The organism is Massilia sp. TS11 (assembly GCF_022012445.1).
In the GTDB taxonomy this organism is placed as follows: domain Bacteria; phylum Pseudomonadota; class Gammaproteobacteria; order Burkholderiales; family Burkholderiaceae_D; genus Telluria.
On sequence record NZ_JAKLTS010000003.1, the window covers coordinates 1 to 19,518 of the forward strand.

Below are 19,518 nucleotides of genomic sequence, written 5' to 3' on the forward strand. Positions count from 1 at the left end.
TTTTTTCCGGGCAGATAAATGGGGTCTGACCCCGATTTTTATGGGGGGATAGATTACTCGCCGTTGCCGTTCACGCGGCGCCAGCCGGTCTTCTTGGCGCCTTGTTCGCCGGGGTTGCTGACGCCGGTCGTCACCGTCGCGCCGCTGGCGGTCGTGGTGATCATCTTCAGCGCACCCGAGGGCAGGCGCACGATGATGAAGCCGACCGCCGCCGAGGTGTTCGAGAGTGTGGTGCCGATCGTGTTGTCGGGCGTGACCGGATTGCCGTTGCAGACGTTGAACTGGTAGACGTTGCTGGAGCCGCCTATCGAACAGGCTGACGCGGAACTCGGGGTGTTCGTCACCACATTCGCGGCGCCGCCGATGATCTTCGGATCGAGGTTGATGCGCTCGCCACTGTTCTGGTCGAAGTCGATGTACCAGCCGTCCTTGGTCGACAGGTCGACCGCATTGGTGCTGCCGGAGAAGGTCTGGGTATTGCTGCCGGATCCGACCAGGCTCATGTTCTGCTGCACCATCGTCGTGCCGCGCAGACTGATCGTGCTGGCGCCATCCTTCACCAGATACAGCGATTGGGTGCTGGTGTCGGCCGTGTCCGGCACGTCGAGCAGGCGGCCCGTGCCCCACAGGATGACGCGCTGGGCCACGCTGCTGGCGCCGCTGGTCATGCTGCACAAGGTGACGTCGGGACGGGTGGTGATCGGCTGGCTGCTGCCGGCGTCGCCGAGCTTGCTAACCGTGATGCCGGACGCGGCCGTAAAGTCGAAGCGCCACATCTTGCCCGTGTTGTCGCCGCCGTAGACATAGGTCAGGCCGGGGTCGAGGAAGGGGTTGTTGGTGATGGCCGTGATCTTGGCGAAGCCGGACGGGGTCGTGGTGTCGCCCACGCCGGTGCCGATCTTGCGCAGGATATTGCCGGTGGCGACGTCGACCACATACAGATAGCCCTTGCCGTCGCCGCTGGCCACGCCGTCGCTGCCGGGGATGTTGTTGTAGCCGGAGGTGAACAGCACGACCCACTGGCCATTCCATTGGCCGAACTGGGGGTTGCCGAAACTGAGGCCGAGGTCGGGGTCGCCCTTGCTGCAGATGCTGCTGTCGGCGCAGAACTCCCACAGCGCATGCGGGTTGGCCGGGTCGGTCACGTCCAGCGCGTAATAGCCGCGCCCGCCGCCGTTGAGGCCGGCCACGAGCACCGATTTCCAGACGCCGCCGATCTGCACGTCGGCGATTTCGGGCGAGCCGTCGGTGGTGAAGATGTGGTTGCTGCCATAGGTGGTGCTGGCCAGGTTGTACAGCTTGCTCATGGTGATGCGCGGCAGATAGCCCCACAGCTCGTCGCCGGTGGTGGCATTGAAGGCGTGCAGCATGCCGTCGTTGGCGGCCGTGAACACGGTGGCGGCGCGGCTGGCCGTCGCCACCTTGAAGTCGGCATAGCCGGTGGCCGAGTAGGACTTGCGCGAGTCGCGCAGGTAGGCCGGCTTGGACGAGGCGATGTCGCCGAGGATGATGGGGATGGGGCCGGACGCGCCGGCCGGGGTGTAGCTGGTCTGGGTGAAGGCGCGGAACAGGCTGTCGTCGGCATACTGCTGCTGGCCGCGCAGGTAGTCGACCAGATTGGCGCCGCTGTTGACGATGGCCTTGTCCGAGGCCGACAGCAGGGTGCACTGGCTGAGGCTGGCGCACTTGTTGTCGAACCAGGCCTTTTCCTGGGCGTTCATGGCGCTGTAGCGGAAGGACTTCAGAGCCGGGCTGGCCCCGGCCGTATCGAGCATGTACAGGGTGCGGCTGTCGCTGGCGGCGCTGACCTGGCGCCCGAGCCGGTCGGAGGTGTTCCACACGGCCGTGTTGGAGACGACGCCGGTGGCGATGTCGATTTTCTTGTCCGACAGTTCGCCGTACCAGCGCACGGTGGTGAAGGTGTCGGAGAAGATGTCATTGTCCTGCTGCGAGATATTCGGCGTTGAGGTGGCTGCTGCCGCCGCCGCGCCGATGCGCACCTGCATGGCGGCAATGGCGGCGCTCAGGCCCTGCACGACCTCGGTCGGGTCCTGGGCGCTGAAGTATTTGCCGTGGCCGTTCACGGCCGCATGCCACATGTCGTCCACGCGCTCCTGCACGGTGCTGGCCGTGTTGGTCACATCGGGATCGGGCCAGACATAGGCGCCGCCGTTATTCCACGGGCAGCCGCTGGTGGCGCCGGTGATCAGGTTGTAGAAGTCGCCGCCGACGCGCGGGGCGGTGTCGTAGTTGGGCTCGTAGCTCATCACGCCGTCCACGCCCAGGCCCAGCATGTAGGCGTTGACGTGCAGATGGGTGTTTTCGCCGGGGCCGGCCGGCACCAGGCCGGGGCGGCTCATGTCGGTCTCCAGGCTGGGGCGCAGCGAGACGGTGCTGGTGGCCGAACCGCCGTTGTACCAGTAGAGGGTGACGTCGGCCAGCGAGGGCTGGCTCTGGCTGCGGCTGTCGACGCAGCCGCGCGCGGCCGTGCAGAAGCGGCTGGCGTTCTCGGTATTGTCGTTGTTGGCAATGCTCGGGTAGCCGCCGTTCCAGTAGCCGTCGGTCACGTAGACGAGGAAGTTCTGCTGGCATGGGTACTGCACGACTTCGGCGCCGGCACCGTAGTTGTAGGGCGACTGGTTGGCGAACATCTTGCCGACCGCGTCCACAGCCAGGCGGCTCGGCGTCGAGCCGGAGGTGACGGCCCCGTACAGGGTGCTGTACCAGGTGGCGCGGTTGCCGGAGGTGAAGTCGGCCGGTTTCATCTCTACGGGACTGCCGGCGCCCATGGTCGACAGCTTGGCATAGCCGACGCGGTAGTTCTGGTTCAGGGCCGAGAAGGCGATGCCGGCCGAGGTCTTCATCATCTGGATGCGCGTCTTGTAGTAGGCGTACCAGTTGGCGAAGTTGGTCATCTCCTCGGCATAGGTGCAGACGCCGGGCGTGGTCACGCAGTCGCCGCGCCCGGCCGCCTTCGGATAGGTGGTGGTGGTCGGCACGATGTCGACCCGCTGGAAGGTGTCGGGCGGGGCAGAGCCGGCCGACAGGGCCGCCGTGGTCACCGGTATGGCGTCCGTCACGGCCGGGGTCGGGGCCACCGCAGCCGCGTAGCCGCTGCCGCCGACGGCCGAGAATGTCATGCTGCCGGCATTGGTCATGCTGCCGTAGGTTAGGTTGCCGATATTGGCGGTGGCGGCCGTATCGACCAGGCACACGACGCTGCTCGATTTGCTGGCGCAGACCGAGGTCACGCTATTGCCGCCAACATAGGCGCGGATATTGCCGGGCGCGCTGGTATTGATGGCGCTGACCAGGGTGGACACGGCATTGCTGGCAGTCTTGCCTTTGCCGATGGCGATATTCGTGGCCAGGGTGATGCCGTTCCAGCTGATGCTGGCGAGCGTCGGCGTCGGGTTGGTGTTGGGCGTGCTGCCGCTCACGCCCAGGGTGGCCGTGGTCGGCACGGCGGCCGAACCGGCCGTGGCCGGGGTCACGATGATGCTCGGCGCGGTCACGGTCATGGCCCAGCCGGCGCGCGAGTTGTCGGTCACGAAGGCGCAGTTGGCCAGGGACTTGCTGCCATTGCAGGTAATGGCGATGACGGCCACCACATTGTCGGCCCCGAGCGTGATGCCGAAGTTGGCGCAGGGCTGCACGCTCGGCTGGCCGACCGGATTGCGCACGCAGGCCCAGTACTGGGTGGTGAGGCCGGTCTTGGCGATGATGCTGGCGGCCAGGGCGCTGGCCAGGGTCTGCTGCTTGAGCAGGGTGTCGGTGCCGGTGGCGGCCGTCACGCTGCCATTGGTGATCGTGCGCGCCGTGCTCGGATCGGGAATCGTCACGCTGCTGATGCTCAGGCTGTTGGTCGTGCTGGAGGCGCCAATCGCAATCGTGCCGTAGGAGACGACGGCGCCCAGCGCGGTCGAGTAGCGCGGGTAGATGTAGACGCCGACGCGCTTGCCCTGGCAGCGCGTGAGCAGGGTGGTGTCGCACCAGCGCACCTTGGCCGGATACGGATAGCCGGCCGGTGCGGTCGCGCCCACGGCCACCGAGCGGCAGGTGGTCAGATTGGCGTCGGCGCAGTATTCGGCCACATTCACCTGGTAGTAGTAGGGATTGCCGGTGATCGACTGGGCCGTCGTGTAGGTGTTGTCGGGGTAGGTGTAGCCGCCGGTATTGCGCTGGCAGCTCGCCAGATTGGACGGATTGCACCAGCGCAGATCGGGAAAGCCGGTCAGCAGATTGATGGTCGAACTGGTACTGCCGTACAGGTCGAGCTTGCGTGCATTGAAGCCGTCGGCCGTCACCACGGTCCAGCCGCTGGTGTTGGCGCTGTTCATGTCGGCGTAGAAGCTGCCGTCGGCCTTGACCGGGGCCTGGTAGCGGATGGCCGGGTTGTAATACTGCTTGTTGAAGTCCGGGCTCATGAAGGGCGGCATGCCGACATTGCAGGCCTGGGTGCCCGATGCCAGGCTCGACTGGCGGCGGCACAGGCTGTCGTTCACATAGTCGGGCGTGTAGGACTGGTCCATCGAACCCGAGTTATCGAACAGCAGCATCAGGTTCGGCTTGACGGCGCCCGTGCCATTGATGTTCAACAGCGGCACCTGGGCAATGCCGGTCGGGCCGGCCCAGGCGGGCGCCGCGGCCAGGGCCAGGGCCAGGACAAACAGGGAACGCAGATTCATGGTGCTCAGCCTCCGATGGTGACGACGGCCTGGTTGATGACGTTGCCGCCGCGCGGACCGGAGATGCGCGCCGCGATCACATAGTGCACGCGCGGCACACCGGCCAGCTGGACGGCGTCGGAGGCGAGGCTGTCGCCGAGGGCGATGGAATTGTTCATGGTCGAGGTGTTGGCCGAGGTCAGCACACAGGTGTTGGCCGGCGGCCCCAGGCTGTCGTAGGGGCCGGCAAACGCGCACATGCGGTGGATCACGTAGTCGATGCGGTTGCCGGCCGGATCGGTAATGCTGACCGCGCCATCCCAGAAGGCGCTGCTATTGATGCCCTGGGCCGTGTTGTAGCTGGCCACATAGCCATTCGCGGCCTGATTGCTGTCGAGCAGGGCGCGGTTGCTGGTGGCCGTGCTGGTCAGCCATTCCGAAGCGCGGTGGATGCCGAGGTCGGCCGCCGCACTGAGCGCCGACTCATAGGCCAGATTGGTGGCGGCCAGGGTCGCCGAATTGGACGAGCGCAGCAGATACACGCCGGTGATCAGCAGCACCACGAGGATGATCATCATCACCGGCAGGGCGATGCCGCGCATGCGGCGCAAGGACAGGGCGTTCATGCGTTCGGCCTCCAGCTGGCGTTGCGCAGCGGGATGATGGTTTCGAAGCTGCGGTAGCGGTAGCAGTGCCAGTCGACCGGGTCGCCGCTGATGCGCACATCGAGGGTGACCGGCACGGCCGTCACGCCGTCCGGCTGGGCGCTGCTGAACACGGTGATCGCGTTCGGGGTGGCCGTGCACGGCTGGCCGGCGCCGACCCGCTGCGGCAGCGAGCCGCGCGCCACCACGGCCAGGCGCACGGCGGCGATGCGCTGCACATCATTGGCGTCGATCGCGCCATCGCCGTCGGCGTCGATCAGGGAAGCCGACCACTGGCTGATGACCATGCCGTTTTCGGGCGTGAAGGCGGCGCCGGCGCGCGTGTCGAAGCCGTACTGGGCTTTGAGGCCGACGATATTGTCGGTCACCGTCACGGCCGCCGCGGCCGCGCCCTGAACATCGGCCGCGCGCAGCTGCAGGAAGCCGCCGGCCGACACCGACCAAGTGCGAAAGCCGAGCGCATTGCCGCGCCCGAGATTGAACAGGCGCGCCTGGTTGGCCGCATAGGTGGTGCCGAGATTGCCGCTGTTGTAGCGGTAGGCGCTGCCGCTGGCGATCAGCACCTGGTTCTGGCCGGGCGCGGGCGGCGTCACCAGCGACGATACCTGGCCGATCGCGCATTGGCTGGCGCCGCGCGTTTCGGGCATCACCACGATCACGTCGCCCTCGGCGAAGCCATAGGGATTGCGGTCGACATTGATGCTGGTGCCGCCGGCATAGGCGCTGACCACGCGCAGCATGGCGGTGCCGGCCAGATTGCTGCCGGACTGGAAGCTGATGCGGTCCGGGCGCGCGCCGTTATTTACGATCAGCACCGGGGACAGGGGCGTGACCGTGGTGTTGACCCCGGCCGCGCTGCTGTAGACCACGCTCGGCAAGGCATAGCCCTGGGTGTCCGAGAACAGGGTGTCGCAGCCGACCACGAGCGGATCGTTTAATCCCCAGCCGGCCTGCTCGGCATCGCGGCTGAGCGAGAACAGGGCCAGCATGCCGTTCTGCAGCGCATCCGAGCCGCCGAGCTGGGCGTTCTTGTTGCGCTCGACATTGCCGACCAGGCCGGTGGCGAAGATCAGGGCCAGCAGGCCGATGGCGACCGCCACCAGCAGCTCGGCAATCGAAAAACCGCGGTCGATGCGTTTCATGCCGCCCCCGCCACATAGGCCGTCACGCGGTGCGTCATCAAGGCGGCGCCCTGTTTGCGGCGCCACTGGATCTGCACGTCGACGATGTTGCGGCTGGTCCCGGCCACGGCGCTGACCGTGACCTGCACGCTGGCGCCCGGCAGCATGGTCTGGGTTTCGTTGTACCAGGCGCTGAGCTTGGCGCCGGGCGTGGCGCCGGCGGCCAGCGCATAGCTGGCGACATTGGCCTGGTCGTTGCGGATCAGGCCGATTAGTTTGTCGGTGGCGATGGTCGCCTCGGCGCGCTGGGTGGCGTCGGAAAACGCACCGAAGGCACGCGCCTGCATGGTGAGCGTGCCGATCACGCCGACCGCCAGCAGCAGCACGGCGACCAGCGATTCGACCATCGCAAAGCCGAGGACAGAGCGGCGCTTCATGGCGGGCACCCGCGGCTGTCGCCGGTGGCGGCATCGGGACGGCAGCGCGTGCCGGAGCCGGCCACGGTGACCGCCACGGCCTGGGTCGGGAAGGCGCCGCTGCTGACCGGGGCCACCACCACGCGCGTGGTGCGGTTGGCCACGGCCGTATCGACCCAGCCGGTCGGCGTGAAGTAGATGGCCGAGGTGTTTTCGGGCAGCAGGCTGATGTCGAGCACATTGTCGGGCGCCAGCACATTCGCATAACCGTGCAGCGACAGGAAGCCGCTGGCGCCTTCCGGATCGCCGGGCGCGGGCGCGCTGACGGTCGACCAGCTGCCGGCCACTTCATTGCAGGGCAGATTCGGGGTCGGGAAGCACAGGTCGATCTGCCAGTCGGGCTGGCCATTGTTGGCATTGGCGGAGAACACGATGCGGCTGGCGGCATTGTGGCGCAGGGCCTGGCCGCGCGCCTGGCGCACCCCATCCAGATAGAACTCGATGGCGGCGTTGGCTTTGTTGGCTTGAATCCAGGTGGTCAGGCGGGGGATGCCGATCGCGGCGAGGACACCGAGGATGGCGAGGACGACGAGTGCTTCGATCAGGCTGAAACCGGGGACGCGGCGGCGGGCTATTGCGAACATGAGCCATCCTTCCGATCGACCCAGCAACTGCTATTGCTGGTCCAGCCGCTCGGCACGCCCGTGGTGGCACGCGCGCCCGACTGGTTAATCGTGAACACGAAGCCGGACAGCTGGCCGACGCCGGTCGCGGTCAGGGTGTAGGCGCTGGCGCTTGCTCCGCTGAGGCTGTACTGGAAATTGGCCGTGTTGGCCGGCACCTGGTCGAAGCCGACATAGGTGTGGTTGCTGGCCCAGTATTGTTCGGCATTCGGCTGGGCGGCGCCCAGGGCGGAGAAGGCTTCGACAAGTTTGCCGCGCAGGGCGTAGTTCTGGTAGCTGGGCAGGGCGATCGAGGCCAACACGGCGACGATGACGAGCGCCACCATCAGTTCGACCAAAGTCAGGCCCTGCATCGTCTCTCGACCCTGTCGCTGCTTGTCCATGATCTTTCCCCTTTATTTAGAAATTTCTTTGCTGCGCACAAAGTTTGCCTTATTTAAAATCATAACGGAAATTTTAAGCGTAAAATTAGTAAAAATATACTAAAAATTGACCGTTTGCAGCTTGGAAACTTCTTTTTGGAGTGTGCAAGAGTTGTGCCAAGAGGAAATATTGCATGGGTGAGGCCAGAAAACATGCGGCCTGCCGACGATACTGACAAAAGCTGTCAGTCCATGGTCAGGATTTGTTCAGGCGGCTGCGGTTGGTATGGGAAATCGACAAATTTTTACATATGCATAAATGAAGTGATAACACATTTTCCCGTGTGGAAAATTTGTCGGATGACCGACCTCTGCTTGCCGTTCAGGGCATAATCAGGACATGGCAAGCGTCCCCAGTTCCTCGCATGTGCGGACGGTCGCGCTCGACGGCGTCGATCTGCATTGCCGCGTCCTCGAGCACACCGGCAAGCCGACGCTTTTGCTGCTGCACGGTTATCCCGAAAACCATCGGATGTGGCACCGGCTGGTGCCGGCGCTGGCGCCGCATTTCAGTCTGGTACTGCCCGACCTGCGCGGCTATGGCCGTTCAAGCAAACCGGCTTCCTTGCCCGACGCCGCCAACCAGAGCAAGCGGGCGATGGCGGCCGACATGGCGCAGCTGATGACGGCACTTGGTTATGCGCATTTTCATGTTGCCGGGCATGATCGTGGCGCACGCGTGACGCATCGGCTCGCCCAGGACCACGCCGCGCGTGTGCTGTCGGCCTGCGTGATGGACATTGCGCCCACGCTGGACGTGTATGCGCGCATCGACCAGGTGATGGCGACCGCCTATTTCCATTGGTTCTTCCTGATCCAGCCGGCCCCGCTGCCCGAGCGGATGATCGGCGCCGATCCGCGTGCCTGGCTGCTCGGTGCGATCGAGCGCTGGAGCCAGGGCCAGCTCGGGCGGTTCGACCCGGCCGTGCTGGACGATTATGTGGCCTGCTTCAGCGACCCCGAGACGATCCGCGCCACCTGCGACGACTACCGCGCCGGGGCCGGCATCGACCTCGAACATGATCGCGCCGACCTCGGCCGCCCGTTGCCGATGCCGCTGCTGGTGCTGTGGGGCGCGCGCGGCATCGTCGGCCGCCGCTATGACTTGCGCGCGCTGTGGGACCCGCGCGCCGAACAGGCCAGCTATGCGGCCATCGATTGCGGCCATTTCCTGCCCGAAGAAGCGCCCGAGGAGACGGCCGCGGCCATGCTGGCCTTCTACCGCGCGCAGGGCGTCGTGCCGGGCTGAGACGCACGGTGCCGCTCGATTCCGCGTTTCTGGTGTCGGCCTTGGCCGCGCTCTGTGTCGGCTTGTCCAAGGGCGGTCTGGCCGTGGTCAGCGGGCTGGCCGTGCCGCTGATGGCCCTGTCGATGCCGCCGCTGCAGGCGGCCATGCTGCTGCTGCCGATTTACATCGTGTCCGATCTGGCTGGCCTGTGGATCTGGCGCCGCGCCGCCAGCCGCGCCCATCTGCGCGTGCTGTTGCCGGCCGCGCTGGCCGGAGTGGCGCTCGGCTGGGCCACGGCCTCGCTGGTGTCGGACGCCTTCGTCAAATTGCTGCTCGGTGTGAGCGGCGCTGGCTTTTGTCTGCTGCAATGGGCGGGCTGGCCGCGCCGTGAGCAGCCGCCCGGGCTGGAACCTGCCAAAGGCCGCGCCTGGGGCCTGCTGGCCGGCTTCAGCAGTTTTATCTCGCATGCGGGCGGGCCGCCGTTCCAGATGTACATGTTGCCGCAGCAGCTGCCCAAGGCCATGTTGGCCGGCACCAGCACCGTGCTGTTTGCGGTGGTCAATCTGTCCAAGCTGCTGCCTTACCACCTGCTGCGCCCCTACAGCCTGGGCAGCCTGGGCGCCACCGCCCAGCTGATTCCGTTTGCCTTGCTTGGCACCTGGCTCGGCGCGCGCCTGACCCACTGGCTGCCCGAGGTCTGGTTCTACCGGCTGGTGCGGATCGGCCTGTTCCTGCTGTCGCTGCGCCTGATCTGGGAAGCCTGCTTCATGGCTGCGTGAGGCGGAAATAGGCGACGTCGAGACTCGATGCCGCCGCGCCCGCTTGCAGGCCAATGCTGAACAGTCCGAGCTGGGCGCCGACCCAGCGCCCCTTGCTCGGCGTGAAGACCGGACCGGCCGCCGTGTACTGCTGGCCGTCGAGGCTGTAGGCAAAGCGCGCGCGGGCCCCGTCCTCCATCTGCACGCGCAGATGCAGGCTGGTGGGCGCATCGGCCAGCAGCACCTGGTTACTTTCCTTGCAGCGTAGGGCGGCCGGGGTGCAGGTCGTGTAGACCAGCTCGGTATGGCCGGCGCGCTGGCGCAGGCCGAGCCAGGCGTATTGCATGGCGTTGAGGATCAGGCCGGCGCGATCGCCTTCCTGCGGCTGATTCCACTGGATGCGCGTGTCGGCCACGAAGGCCGGGGCTGGCAGCTTCTGGCTGAGGATGCCGGGCGCGCTGCGCAGATGCTCGGCGCTGTCCGGCGCCGGCACCGTGTGCAGGCGCAGCCGGCCGGGACTCAGGCTGGCCCAGCCGGGTTGGGGATTGGCATTCCATTGCCACTGCGGGCCCAGGCGTGGGGCGCTGAAGTCATCCGAGGTGGGCGGCATGGCGGGCGCCGCGCCGGCGAGCGGCTTGCGGTAGCTGAGCACCGGTTGGCCGGTGCCAGCGCGCGGACCGGGCTCGCCGATCAGCGGCCAGCCGTCCTCCCAGCGCATCGGCTGCAGATGCACGACACGCCCATAGGCCTGCTTGTCCTGGAAATGCAGGAACCAGTCCTGGCCATCGGCCGCGCGCACCCAAGCGCCCTGGTGCGGCCCATTGACCGGTGTGCGGCCCTGGTCCATGACGGTGCGCACCGCATAGGGACCGCGCACGCTGCGCGAACGGAACACGGCCTGCCAGCCTTCCTCGACTCCGCCGGCCGGCGCGAACACGTAGTAGTAGCCATCGGCCTGGTAGAACTTGGGCCCCTCGAGCGTGCGGTAGCCGGGCAGCTGGTCGCCGTCGATCACAGTCTGGCCGGCATCGTCGAGCAGGCGGCTGGCGTCGGGCGCCATCGCGCGCAGGGTCAGGCGGTTATTGAAGCCGGCCCGGCTCTTGGCCCAGCCGTGCAGCAGATAGGCCTTGCCGTCCGCGTCCCACAGGGGCGTGGGATCGATGATGCCTTTGCCCGGCAGAAGCAGGTGCGGCGCACTCCAGGGGCCGCTGAAATCGCGCGCCGTGATCACGTAGACGCCGAAGTCGGGATCGGGATAGAAAATCCAGAACTGCCCGTCGTGGTAGCGCAGGCAGGGCGCCCACACGCCGTCGCCGTAGCGCGGCGTGGCGAAGTGGGCTTCCGGCACCAGGCGCGCCAGGGCGTGGCCGACCAGTTCCCAGTTGACCAGATCGCGCGAGACCAGCAGCGGCAGGCCGGGTACGCTGTTGAAGCTCGAGGCCGTCATGTAGTAGCGATCGCCGACGCGGATCGCGTCCGGATCGGAATAATCGGCGTGCAGCACCGGGTTCTGGTAGCGGCCGTCGCCAAGATCGGCCTGCCAGGGCGGGGCCGCCAGCGCTGGCGCCGCCGCGAGCAGCAGGCTGAGAAATACGGCGCGCAGGCCAGCGGCGCGCGCGGGCATGCTATCGTGCGCGTCTTGTGAGATTGGGATGTATGGCATGTTGAATCAGGAAGTCGAATGTATCTGGCCGCTCGGGGCCACGCTGGGTGAAGGGCCGTGCTGGCACGCGGCTGATCAGGCCCTGTATTTTGTCGATATCAAGGGCCACGCCGTGCACCGCTGCGCGGCCGATGGCAGTGCGCGGCGCAGCTGGCATCTGCTGGGCCAGGTTGGCTTTGTGCTGCCGCTGGCCAGCGGCGGCCTGGTCTGTGGTCTGCCGCACAGTCTGCTGCATCTGGACCCGCACAGCGGGGCCACGCGCGTGCTGCGCGAGGTCGAACCCGACACGCCCAACAACCGCTGCAACGACGGCTTCGCCGATGCCCAGGGCCGGCTCTGGTTCGGCACCATGGACGATGGCGAGCGCGAGCACAGCGGCGCGCTCTATCTGTGGGACGGCCAGCGCCTGCGCCAGCAGGACAGCGGCTACATCATCACCAATGGTCCCTGCATCAGCCCGGACGGGCGCAGCTTCTACCATACCGACACGCGCGCCAAGTGCATCTACGCCTACGATCTCGCGCCCGATGGCAGCCTCAGCAACCGGCGCGTGCTGATCCGTCCCGAGCCGCCCGGCCACCCGGATGGCACCTGCATCGATGCCGAGGGTGCGCTGTGGGTGGCGATGTTCCGCGGCGGCCGGGTCGACCGCTACGCGCCCGATGGCCGCCTGATCGGCAGCATCGCGCTGCCTTGTCCCAACATCACCAAGCTGGCCTTTGGCGGGCCGGATGGGCGCACGGCCTTCATCACCACGGCGCGCAAGGGCATGACGCCCGAGGAAATCAGCCAGGCGCCGCTGTCCGGGGCGCTGTTCCGCGTCCGGCTCGCGGTGCCTGGTCTGCCTCAGCATCTGCTCGCTCCCATCGCTTAGTACTTGTAGCGCAGGCCGATGTAGTAGGAGCGGCCCGTGTGCACGGCGTCCGAGGGCGCATTGCCGTCGTAGTTGCCGAAAGTGGCGTTGTTGTAGGCGTTGAAGCGGTCGTCGTACTGGTCGGTCAGGTTCAGGGCCTGCACGGTCAGGGTCAGCTTGGGCGTCAGGTTGTAGCTGATCTGGGCGTCCACATTGGTGGTCGCGTTCTTGCCCTGGAAGTCGGAGCCGCTGCCCGGCAGCAGGATGTAGGTGTACTTCGAGCGGTAGGCGCCGGTGATGCGGGCCGAGAAGTCCTTGGTCTCGTAGTACAGCGTGGCATTGGCCGACTTGGGCGACATGCCGAGCAGATCGGCCACAGTGACGGTCGGCGAGGTCGGCGACAGAATGTACTTGAGCTTGGACTCGACCTTGGTGAAGTTGAGCACGCCGCCGAAATTATTGAAGGGCGCCGGCAGGAAGTCGAAGTTCTTCTGCAGATTGACTTCGAATCCGCGGATCAGGCCGCCCGGCGTGTTGACCCAGTTGGTGATCGAAAACGGCGTGCTGGCGTCGATGCCGCTGGCCGCGCCCAGGGCCGGATCGAGACCGAGCGAGCCGAAGGTGTCGGTGTGGGCCGTGCGCTGGATATAGCTCTTCATGTTCTTGAAGAAGTAGCCGACCGAGAACAGCGAGTCCTTGTCCTTGTACCATTCGAGGTTCAGGTCATAGGTGGTGCCGCGGATCGGCTCCAGCGTCGGATTGCCGCCGCTGTAGGTGCGCTTGTCGAGGTCGATCGAACCGGCCGGGGTCAGCGCCTGCAGCGAGGGGCGCGACATCACCTTCGAGGTGCCGAAGCGCAGCAGCACGTTCTTCAGCACTTCGCCCGTGATATTCAGCGAGGGCAGGTGGTCGGTGTAGGACTGGGTCGCCGTCTGGTAGGTCGGCGGCGGCGTCACGCCGTTCTTCGCCGGCAGGCTCAGATAGGCGGTCGTGGCCTGCTCGGTCTTCACGATGCGCATGCCGGTATTGCCGCGCACCGGGATGCCGAACAGCTCATAGTTGAAGTCGAGCTGGGCGTAGTAGCCGCTGTCCTTTTCGCTCGCATCCTGGTTGTTGCCGCGCGCCGAGGACACGGTATTGCTGACCGTGAAATCGTTGCTGGTCGTCGGCAGGCCGCTGCCGGTGAGCGGCGAGACCACGCAATTGCAGCCGAAGTTCAGCGCCGATTTGATCGCATTGAAATTCGGGATCAGCCAGGTCTGGGCGCCATAGCCGGTGCCCATGGTCTGCGGCATCACGTAGTTGCTCAGATTGGCATTGAGGAAGGCCGCCGCATTGGCCGGAATGTTTTCGCTCGCCAGGCGCGCTTCGACCGTCTTGAAGCTGAAGCGCTTGATGCCGACCCCGGTCTTCAGGGTCAGGTGATCATTGAGCTCGTAGCTGAGGTCGGCAGTCTGGGTGTTGAAGCCATTGTCGGTGCGGTTCGGACGGATGCGCACGAGGCTGGGGTCGCCCTTGGCGGCCGAGGACGAAATCTGCCAGTAGCAGGCCTGGTCGACCGTGCAGCCGTTGAGCTTGCCGTAATTGAAGACGGGCTTGAGTGGATTGCTGTAGTCGTAGCTATAGCCCTGCACATCGTAGGCGTCGAGGGTCAGCGTGGTCTGCTCGGGATTACGCTGGGCCGAGTTCGATTTGCCGGCGAACAGGCGCAGCTCGGCGCGGTCGCCGAGTTTCTGATTGAGCGTCAGGTTCATCTGGTTGAAGCTCGACTCCAGCTCGTCGTGCCGGCTCTCGGAGCGGATGTCGACGTTGTTGAAGCTGGCCTTCTGGATTTCGCCCTTGCTGTTGATCATGTAGTTGTAGATGCTGGTCGACGGATTGCCGACCGCATTGCCATCGCCGCGGCTGAAGGAGATCGCCTCCAGGTATTGCTCATTGCGGTTGGCCACATAGTTCGAATGCATGAGGTCAAGCGTCAGCAGCGTGCCTTGCACGGGCTTGAACTGCACGGCGCTGGTGATGCCGAGGCGCTTGACGTCGTATTCGATGTGGCCATAGCGCGGAATGCGCGGGTGCAGGGCCTTGCTGATGTTCAGGGCCTCGCCGCTGAGGTCGGCCAGCGAGCCGGCATTGGCATTGGTCTTGGCCAGAAAGGGGATGGGGATGAAGCTCAGACCGCCATCCGTCGAGTAGCTCTTGAAGCGCATACCGGTCGACTGGGCCGAGGGCACGCCGGCCACCGTGCTCAAGGAGGCGTTCTCCCAGCGCCCGGTCGAGGGGCCTTCCTCCAGCTTGTCATTGGTCGAGTCGGCCACCGACAGCATCACGCCCCAGCGCTTGTCGTCGCTGCGGGTCGACAGCATGAAAGTTTCGCGCCGGTTGGCTTTCTTCGACAGGTCGTTGTACTGGCCGGTCACCGAGGCGGCCGCCGCAAAGCCCGGGTAGTCGAAGGGGCGCGGCGTGGTCAGGTCGATGGTGGCGCCGAGCGAGCCTTCCTCCTGCTCGGCGCTGGCGGCCTTGGAGACCTTGATCGCGCTGAACAGTTCGGCGGCGAACACATTGTAGTCAAAGCCGCGGTCGCGGTTGGCGCCGCCCGAGGAATCGCGCCCGCCGGTGGTGGCCAGGGCTTCCATGCCATTGAGCTTGGTGCGCACAAACAGGCCCGACAGGCCGCGCACGGTGATCGTGCGGCCTTCGCCGGCGTCGCGGTCGATCGCCACGCCGGGGATGCGCTGCATGGCTTCGGACAGGTTATTGTCGGGGAATTTGCCGATGTCCTCGGCCTTGATCACGTCGACGATGGTGTCCGATTCGCGCTTGGCCGCGAGCGAACTCTGGAGGCTGGCGCGGTAGCCGGTCACCACCACCGTATTGCTCTCCGGCGCGGCCGGCGGCGTTGAAGTCTGGGCATAGGCCTGGCTGATCGCCAGCGGCAGAAGGGCGAGAAGATGCTGCTTGCTGCGTTTCATATCGTTTGTCTCCGTTATGTTCCCGCCGTGGCGGCGTGGATTGTTATGGGTGATGCGATGAAAGCGGGCGGCGCGGCCACGCGCGCGGGTGGCCGGTAACTTCTGGTGAGGCGGGAATGCGGTGCGCTGCTGGCTAGTGTAATGTGGTCAGACCAATTTGGCTAGTGGCCTGTCCAAGAGGCACAAAAAGACCACCGCGTGGCCAAAAATGGCCTCGGTGGTCAGTCCGCTTGAAGGGGGAGGGCGGCGGCTGTCAACCGCGCGAGAAGGTCTGGGTGACGCGGTCGAGGTGCTGGCGCATGGCCTGGCGGGCGCCGGCCACGTCGTGGGTGGCGATGGCGGCCAGGATGGCGCGGTGGTCGAGCAGGGTCTGCTGGCGCAGTTCCTCGGTCTGGTAATGTTCTTTCAGCCGGTGCCACAGGGTGCCGCGCTGATTCCACAGGTATTCGACCACGCCGACCAGGGCGCTATTGCCCGAGGCGCGGGCGATCGCCAGGTGGAAGTTGCGGTCCGCCATTTCGTTGGAGCTGCGGTCATTGTGCTCGCGCTCCATTTCTTCGACGGCGCTCAGGATGGCGTCGATGGCGGCGTCGGTGGCATTGCGGGCGGCCATGCCGGCCACCTCGGATTCGATCATGCGGCGCGCCGACAGCACTTCGAAGGGGCCGGGGCCGAGGGCCGGGGCTTCCTTGGCCTTACCGCTGTCGACCACATACATGCCGGAGCCGCCGCGCACCTCGATGGTGCCGCCCAGTTCGAGCGCGATCAGGGCTTCGCGCAGCGAGGCGCGGCTGACGTTCAGGCGGGCCGACAGGTCGCGCTCGGACGGCAGGCGCTCGCCCGGCGCGATGTTCTCCTCGCGGATCAGCTCCTGGATGCGGTTGGCAACGACCCGGTAGAGTCGGACTTCACTGGCGGGAGTGGGGCTGGCTGCCGTGCTGTTCTTCATGGATCTGGTCTGAGGATTGGCATCTTCTAAAGGAATCTGCAAATCTTAGAGTGGTCAGACCAAGGTGTCCAGCCTTTCAGGGGGCGGGCGGCTTCAGGATGTCGTGCAAACGCGCCAGGAAAGCCGGGTCGACTTCGCCCAGCACCTGGGTGCGCGCGGCGATGCGGCCGTCGGCGTCGAGCAGGACCAGCACGGTCGTGTGGTTGAACTCGCCATTGCTGAGCTTGCGGTACTGGATGCCGAGCGCGGCGGCCAGCTTGCGCACGCCGGCCACATCGCTGGTGGCCACGGTCCATTGACGGTCGAGCTGGCGGTTGCTGGCCACGGTCTTGAGCACGGCCGGCGTGTCGCGCGCCGGATCGAAGCTGACCAGCATCAGGTCGAGCGCGCCGCGTTCGGCCGGGCTCAGCTGGTCGCTGGTCAGGCGGATCGTGTCGATCAGCATCGGACAGACGAACTCGCAGGAGTTGTAGAACATGCTGAGCACCTGGGGCTTGCCGCGCCGGCTGGCGAGGGCGAAGCGCTGGCCGTCCTGGTTGACCATCTGCAGCGGCAGGCGGTAGACCGAGTCGCCGGGGATCGACTGGCTGGTGGCGGGCGCGGCGCTGGCGGCCAGCGGCAGGCCGCCAAGCAGGGCCAGGGACAGCACAAGGGCGGAAGTGTTCATCAGGGTTCCTTGTTCAGCGCCCGCGCGCAGCGGAAGCCGAGGTTGTCGGTGGTGCTGGTGCCATTGAGCGCGGACAGCAGGGCCACGCGCATCAGCACGGCGAAGTTCTCGCGGTCCTGCAGGCTGATGGCGCCGGCGCCGCAGTATTGCAGCTTGCTCGGATCGCCCTGGTTGCGGCTGTCGGCCGAGACCAGGAGGGCATTGAAGTCATCGACCCATTCCCACACGAGGCCGTGCATGTCGCGCACCCCATAGGCATTCTTGGCGGCGCCGACCTGGGGCAGCTGGGCCGGATTGGCGCGCGCATACCAGCTGAGGATGGCGCTGCGCCAGGCCGGGTCGCTGCGCGCGTCGCGCCGTTTGGCGTCGGCTGCGGCCACGTATTCCCATTCGTACCAGGTGGGCAGACGCGCGCCCTCGGCTTCGCAGAAGGCCTGGGCGGCAAACCAGCTGACGCTGGTGACGGGGCGGCGCGCATCGGCCGCCGACAGCGGCGTGGCCGGCAGGCGGCTCAGGTAGCTGGCGTCGGCGAACACGGCTGGAATCTCGGCCTTCGTCCATTCCGGATGGGCGGCCAGAAAGGCCAGGTACTCACCATTCGTGACCGGGGTTTCGCGCAGGGCGAAGGGGGCGACGCGGACCGGCAGATTGGCGGCGCTGCCGCCCGACAGCACACTGCTGAAGCTACCGGCCGGAATCGGCACATAACGCGCCGGCTCGGCCTGCGCCTGCACGCAGCAGGCGAGGGCCAGGGCCAGCAGGCAGAGACGGACGCGCATGCGGGACCTCAGTGGGCGCTGACGGCGGTTTTGACGTTCTTGGCGCGCTCGGCTTTCACCTCGCTCGCCTTGATCTGGCCACCCTTGTTGCCCCAGCTATTGAGCACATAGGTCAGGATATTGGCCACTTCGTCGTCGTTCAGCTGGTTCATCGGCGGCATGGTCGAGTTGTACTCGGTGCCATTGACCTTGACCTTGCCGTTCAGACCGCGCAGCACCACGCCGATGGTGCGCTTCGGATCGGCATTGACATAGTCGGACTTGGCCAGCGGCGGGAAGACGCCGGGCAGGCCGGCGCCATTCGCCTGGTGGCAGACCGAGCAGGTACCAGCGAACAGGGCTTTGCCGGCCAGGACCTGGTCCTGCACGCTGAGCGCGCCGCTGGCGGCCGCCGCAGTGGCCTTGGTGACGGCGGCCATGTTCGGCGCCGCGCGGTCGCCCAGGTAGACCGAGTCGACTTCCTTGCCGCTGTAGATCGACTTATCTTCCGGACCATCGACTTTCATGATGGCCAGCGCGCCCTTGTTGAAGGCGCGGAAGATCGAGTGGTCGACCATCACATAGCTGCCCGGTACTTTGGTGTTGTACTCGACGATGGCCGCGCCGCCGGCCGGAATCAGGGTGGTCTGGACGTTCTGCTGGACCTGGGAGCCGCCCTCGAAACGCACCTTGTCGAAGATGGCGCCGATCACGTGGAAGCTCGACACCAGATTCGGGCCGCCGTTGCCGACGAACAGGCGCACCGTCTCATTGGTCTTGGCGGTCAGGGCCTTGTCGCCCGTGAGCGCACCCTCGGCGCCGTTGAACAGCACATAGGTCGGCTTCTCGTCGATGGCTTTTTCCATGTCGAAGCCCTGCAGGCCTTTCTCGCGGTATTTGCCGCTCGTGTAGAAGTCGCCCTGCATCACGTAGTACTCGTGATCGACCTTGGGCAGGCCTTCCGGCGGTTCCACCAGGATCAGGCCGTACATGCCATTGGCCACGTGCATGCCGACCGGCGCCGTCGCGCAGTGGTAGACGTAGATGCCCTCGTTCAGGGCCTTGAAGGTGAATTGCGATTCGTGGCCGGGCGCCGTAAAGCTCGAGGCGGCGCCGCCGCCGGGGCCGGTCACGCCGTGCAGGTCGATGTTGTGCGGCATCTTGCTGGACGGGTGGTTTTTCAGGTGGAACTCGACGGTGTCGCCCTGGCGCACGCGGATGAAGCTGCCGGGCACGGAGCCGCCGAAGGTCCAGAAGGTGTAGCTGACCCCTTCGGAGATCTGCATTTCCTTCTCGATCACCTCGAGTTCGACGATGACCTTGGCCGCGTAGTTGCGGTTGGTCGGGGGCGGCACCATCGGCGGACTGGTGAGGATGGCGCGCAGGGCGGCGCCCTGGGGTTCGGCAGCGGCCGCGTGGCTGCCCGAGAAAATACTGAACGCTGCCAGTCCGACGGCAAGCGCGGCATGAACGGACTTGGTGAGGGGGATCATAGGCTCTCCTGAGGAAAGGCGTGCGCTTCAGTGGAAGCTCTGTCGCCATGGCAACAGACTAAAGCTGCCGCGCTCGCGTTACTATTGGCCGTATGCATGATTGGCCACGCCATCCGAACTAGGGCAGTTGCCCCTAGCCTAGATCGTCCGGAGTATATCTGACGAGAATCAAAAGAATTTCCGGTTCTTCAATCGTGCGCGGCATT

15 protein-coding genes are annotated in these 19,518 nt (G+C 66.1%); 3 read left to right on the top strand and 12 right to left on the bottom strand.

Annotated features, from left to right (window positions below; genetic code table 11):
- Window positions 1–53: 53 nt before the first annotated feature.
- The 6 genes from LZ005_RS05585 to LZ005_RS05610 are packed head-to-tail and all read right to left on the bottom strand — an operon-like array spanning window position 54 to window position 7,935.
- A complete protein-coding gene (locus LZ005_RS05585) occupies window positions 54–4,688 on the bottom strand; it encodes a pilus assembly protein (protein ID WP_237805544.1) in 4,635 nt (1,544 codons plus the stop codon).
- A gap of 5 nt (window positions 4,689–4,693) precedes the next feature.
- Complete coding sequence (locus LZ005_RS05590; RefSeq protein ID WP_237805546.1) at window positions 4,694–5,293, bottom strand: hypothetical protein; 600 nt, start codon at window positions 5,291–5,293, stop codon at window positions 4,694–4,696.
- Entirely contained in the window at window positions 5,290–6,474 is a 1,185-nt protein-coding gene (locus LZ005_RS05595) for a PilW family protein (protein ID WP_237805548.1), read from the bottom strand. The genes LZ005_RS05590 and LZ005_RS05595 overlap by 4 nt, the downstream gene beginning before the upstream one ends.
- Window positions 6,471–6,890, bottom strand: a complete 420-nt coding sequence (locus LZ005_RS05600; protein ID WP_237805550.1) for a hypothetical protein — start codon at window positions 6,888–6,890, stop codon at window positions 6,471–6,473. Before LZ005_RS05600 ends, LZ005_RS05595 begins: the two co-directional genes overlap by 4 nt.
- Entirely contained in the window at window positions 6,887–7,513 is a 627-nt protein-coding gene (locus tag LZ005_RS05605) for a Tfp pilus assembly protein FimT/FimU (RefSeq protein ID WP_237805552.1), read from the bottom strand. The genes LZ005_RS05600 and LZ005_RS05605 overlap by 4 nt, the downstream gene beginning before the upstream one ends.
- Complete coding sequence (locus tag LZ005_RS05610; RefSeq protein WP_237805554.1) at window positions 7,501–7,935, bottom strand: type IV pilin protein; 435 nt, start codon at window positions 7,933–7,935, stop codon at window positions 7,501–7,503. Before LZ005_RS05610 ends, LZ005_RS05605 begins: the two co-directional genes overlap by 13 nt.
- A gap of 379 nt (window positions 7,936–8,314) precedes the next feature.
- Between LZ005_RS05610 and LZ005_RS05615 the strand changes: the two genes are divergently transcribed.
- A complete protein-coding gene (locus tag LZ005_RS05615) occupies window positions 8,315–9,223 on the top strand; it encodes an alpha/beta hydrolase (protein WP_237805556.1) in 909 nt (302 codons plus the stop codon).
- An 8-nt stretch (window positions 9,224–9,231) separates the two neighbouring features.
- Complete coding sequence (locus LZ005_RS05620) at window positions 9,232–9,981, top strand: sulfite exporter TauE/SafE family protein (RefSeq protein WP_237805558.1); 750 nt, start codon at window positions 9,232–9,234, stop codon at window positions 9,979–9,981.
- On the opposite strand, the gene LZ005_RS05625 is transcribed toward LZ005_RS05620, so the two are convergent.
- Entirely contained in the window at window positions 9,968–11,584 is a 1,617-nt protein-coding gene (locus tag LZ005_RS05625; RefSeq protein ID WP_237805560.1) for a glycoside hydrolase 43 family protein, read from the bottom strand. The two genes, LZ005_RS05620 and LZ005_RS05625, sit on opposite strands and share 14 nt — an antisense overlap.
- A gap of 37 nt (window positions 11,585–11,621) precedes the next feature.
- Between LZ005_RS05625 and LZ005_RS05630 the strand changes: the two genes are divergently transcribed.
- A complete protein-coding gene (locus LZ005_RS05630) occupies window positions 11,622–12,497 on the top strand; it encodes an SMP-30/gluconolactonase/LRE family protein (protein ID WP_237805562.1) in 876 nt (291 codons plus the stop codon).
- On the opposite strand, the gene LZ005_RS05635 is transcribed toward LZ005_RS05630, so the two are convergent.
- From LZ005_RS05635 to nirK, 5 genes are all read right to left on the bottom strand, one after another.
- Window positions 12,494–15,445, bottom strand: a complete 2,952-nt coding sequence (locus tag LZ005_RS05635) for a TonB-dependent receptor (RefSeq protein WP_237805563.1) — start codon at window positions 15,443–15,445, stop codon at window positions 12,494–12,496. The two genes, LZ005_RS05630 and LZ005_RS05635, sit on opposite strands and share 4 nt — an antisense overlap.
- 253 nt (window positions 15,446–15,698) lie before the next feature.
- Complete coding sequence (locus LZ005_RS05640) at window positions 15,699–16,394, bottom strand: FadR/GntR family transcriptional regulator (RefSeq protein WP_237805565.1); 696 nt, start codon at window positions 16,392–16,394, stop codon at window positions 15,699–15,701.
- Between the two features lie 76 nt (window positions 16,395–16,470).
- Window positions 16,471–17,061, bottom strand: coding sequence for an SCO family protein (locus LZ005_RS05645; RefSeq protein WP_237805567.1), 591 nt, complete (start codon window positions 17,059–17,061; stop codon window positions 16,471–16,473).
- Window positions 17,061–17,840, bottom strand: a complete 780-nt coding sequence (locus LZ005_RS05650) for a formylglycine-generating enzyme family protein (protein WP_237805569.1) — start codon at window positions 17,838–17,840, stop codon at window positions 17,061–17,063. The genes LZ005_RS05645 and LZ005_RS05650 overlap by 1 nt, the downstream gene beginning before the upstream one ends.
- A gap of 8 nt (window positions 17,841–17,848) precedes the next feature.
- Window positions 17,849–19,312, bottom strand: a complete 1,464-nt coding sequence (gene nirK, locus LZ005_RS05655; RefSeq protein WP_237805571.1) for a copper-containing nitrite reductase — start codon at window positions 19,310–19,312, stop codon at window positions 17,849–17,851.
- Between the last annotated feature and the right edge of the window lie 206 nt (window positions 19,313–19,518).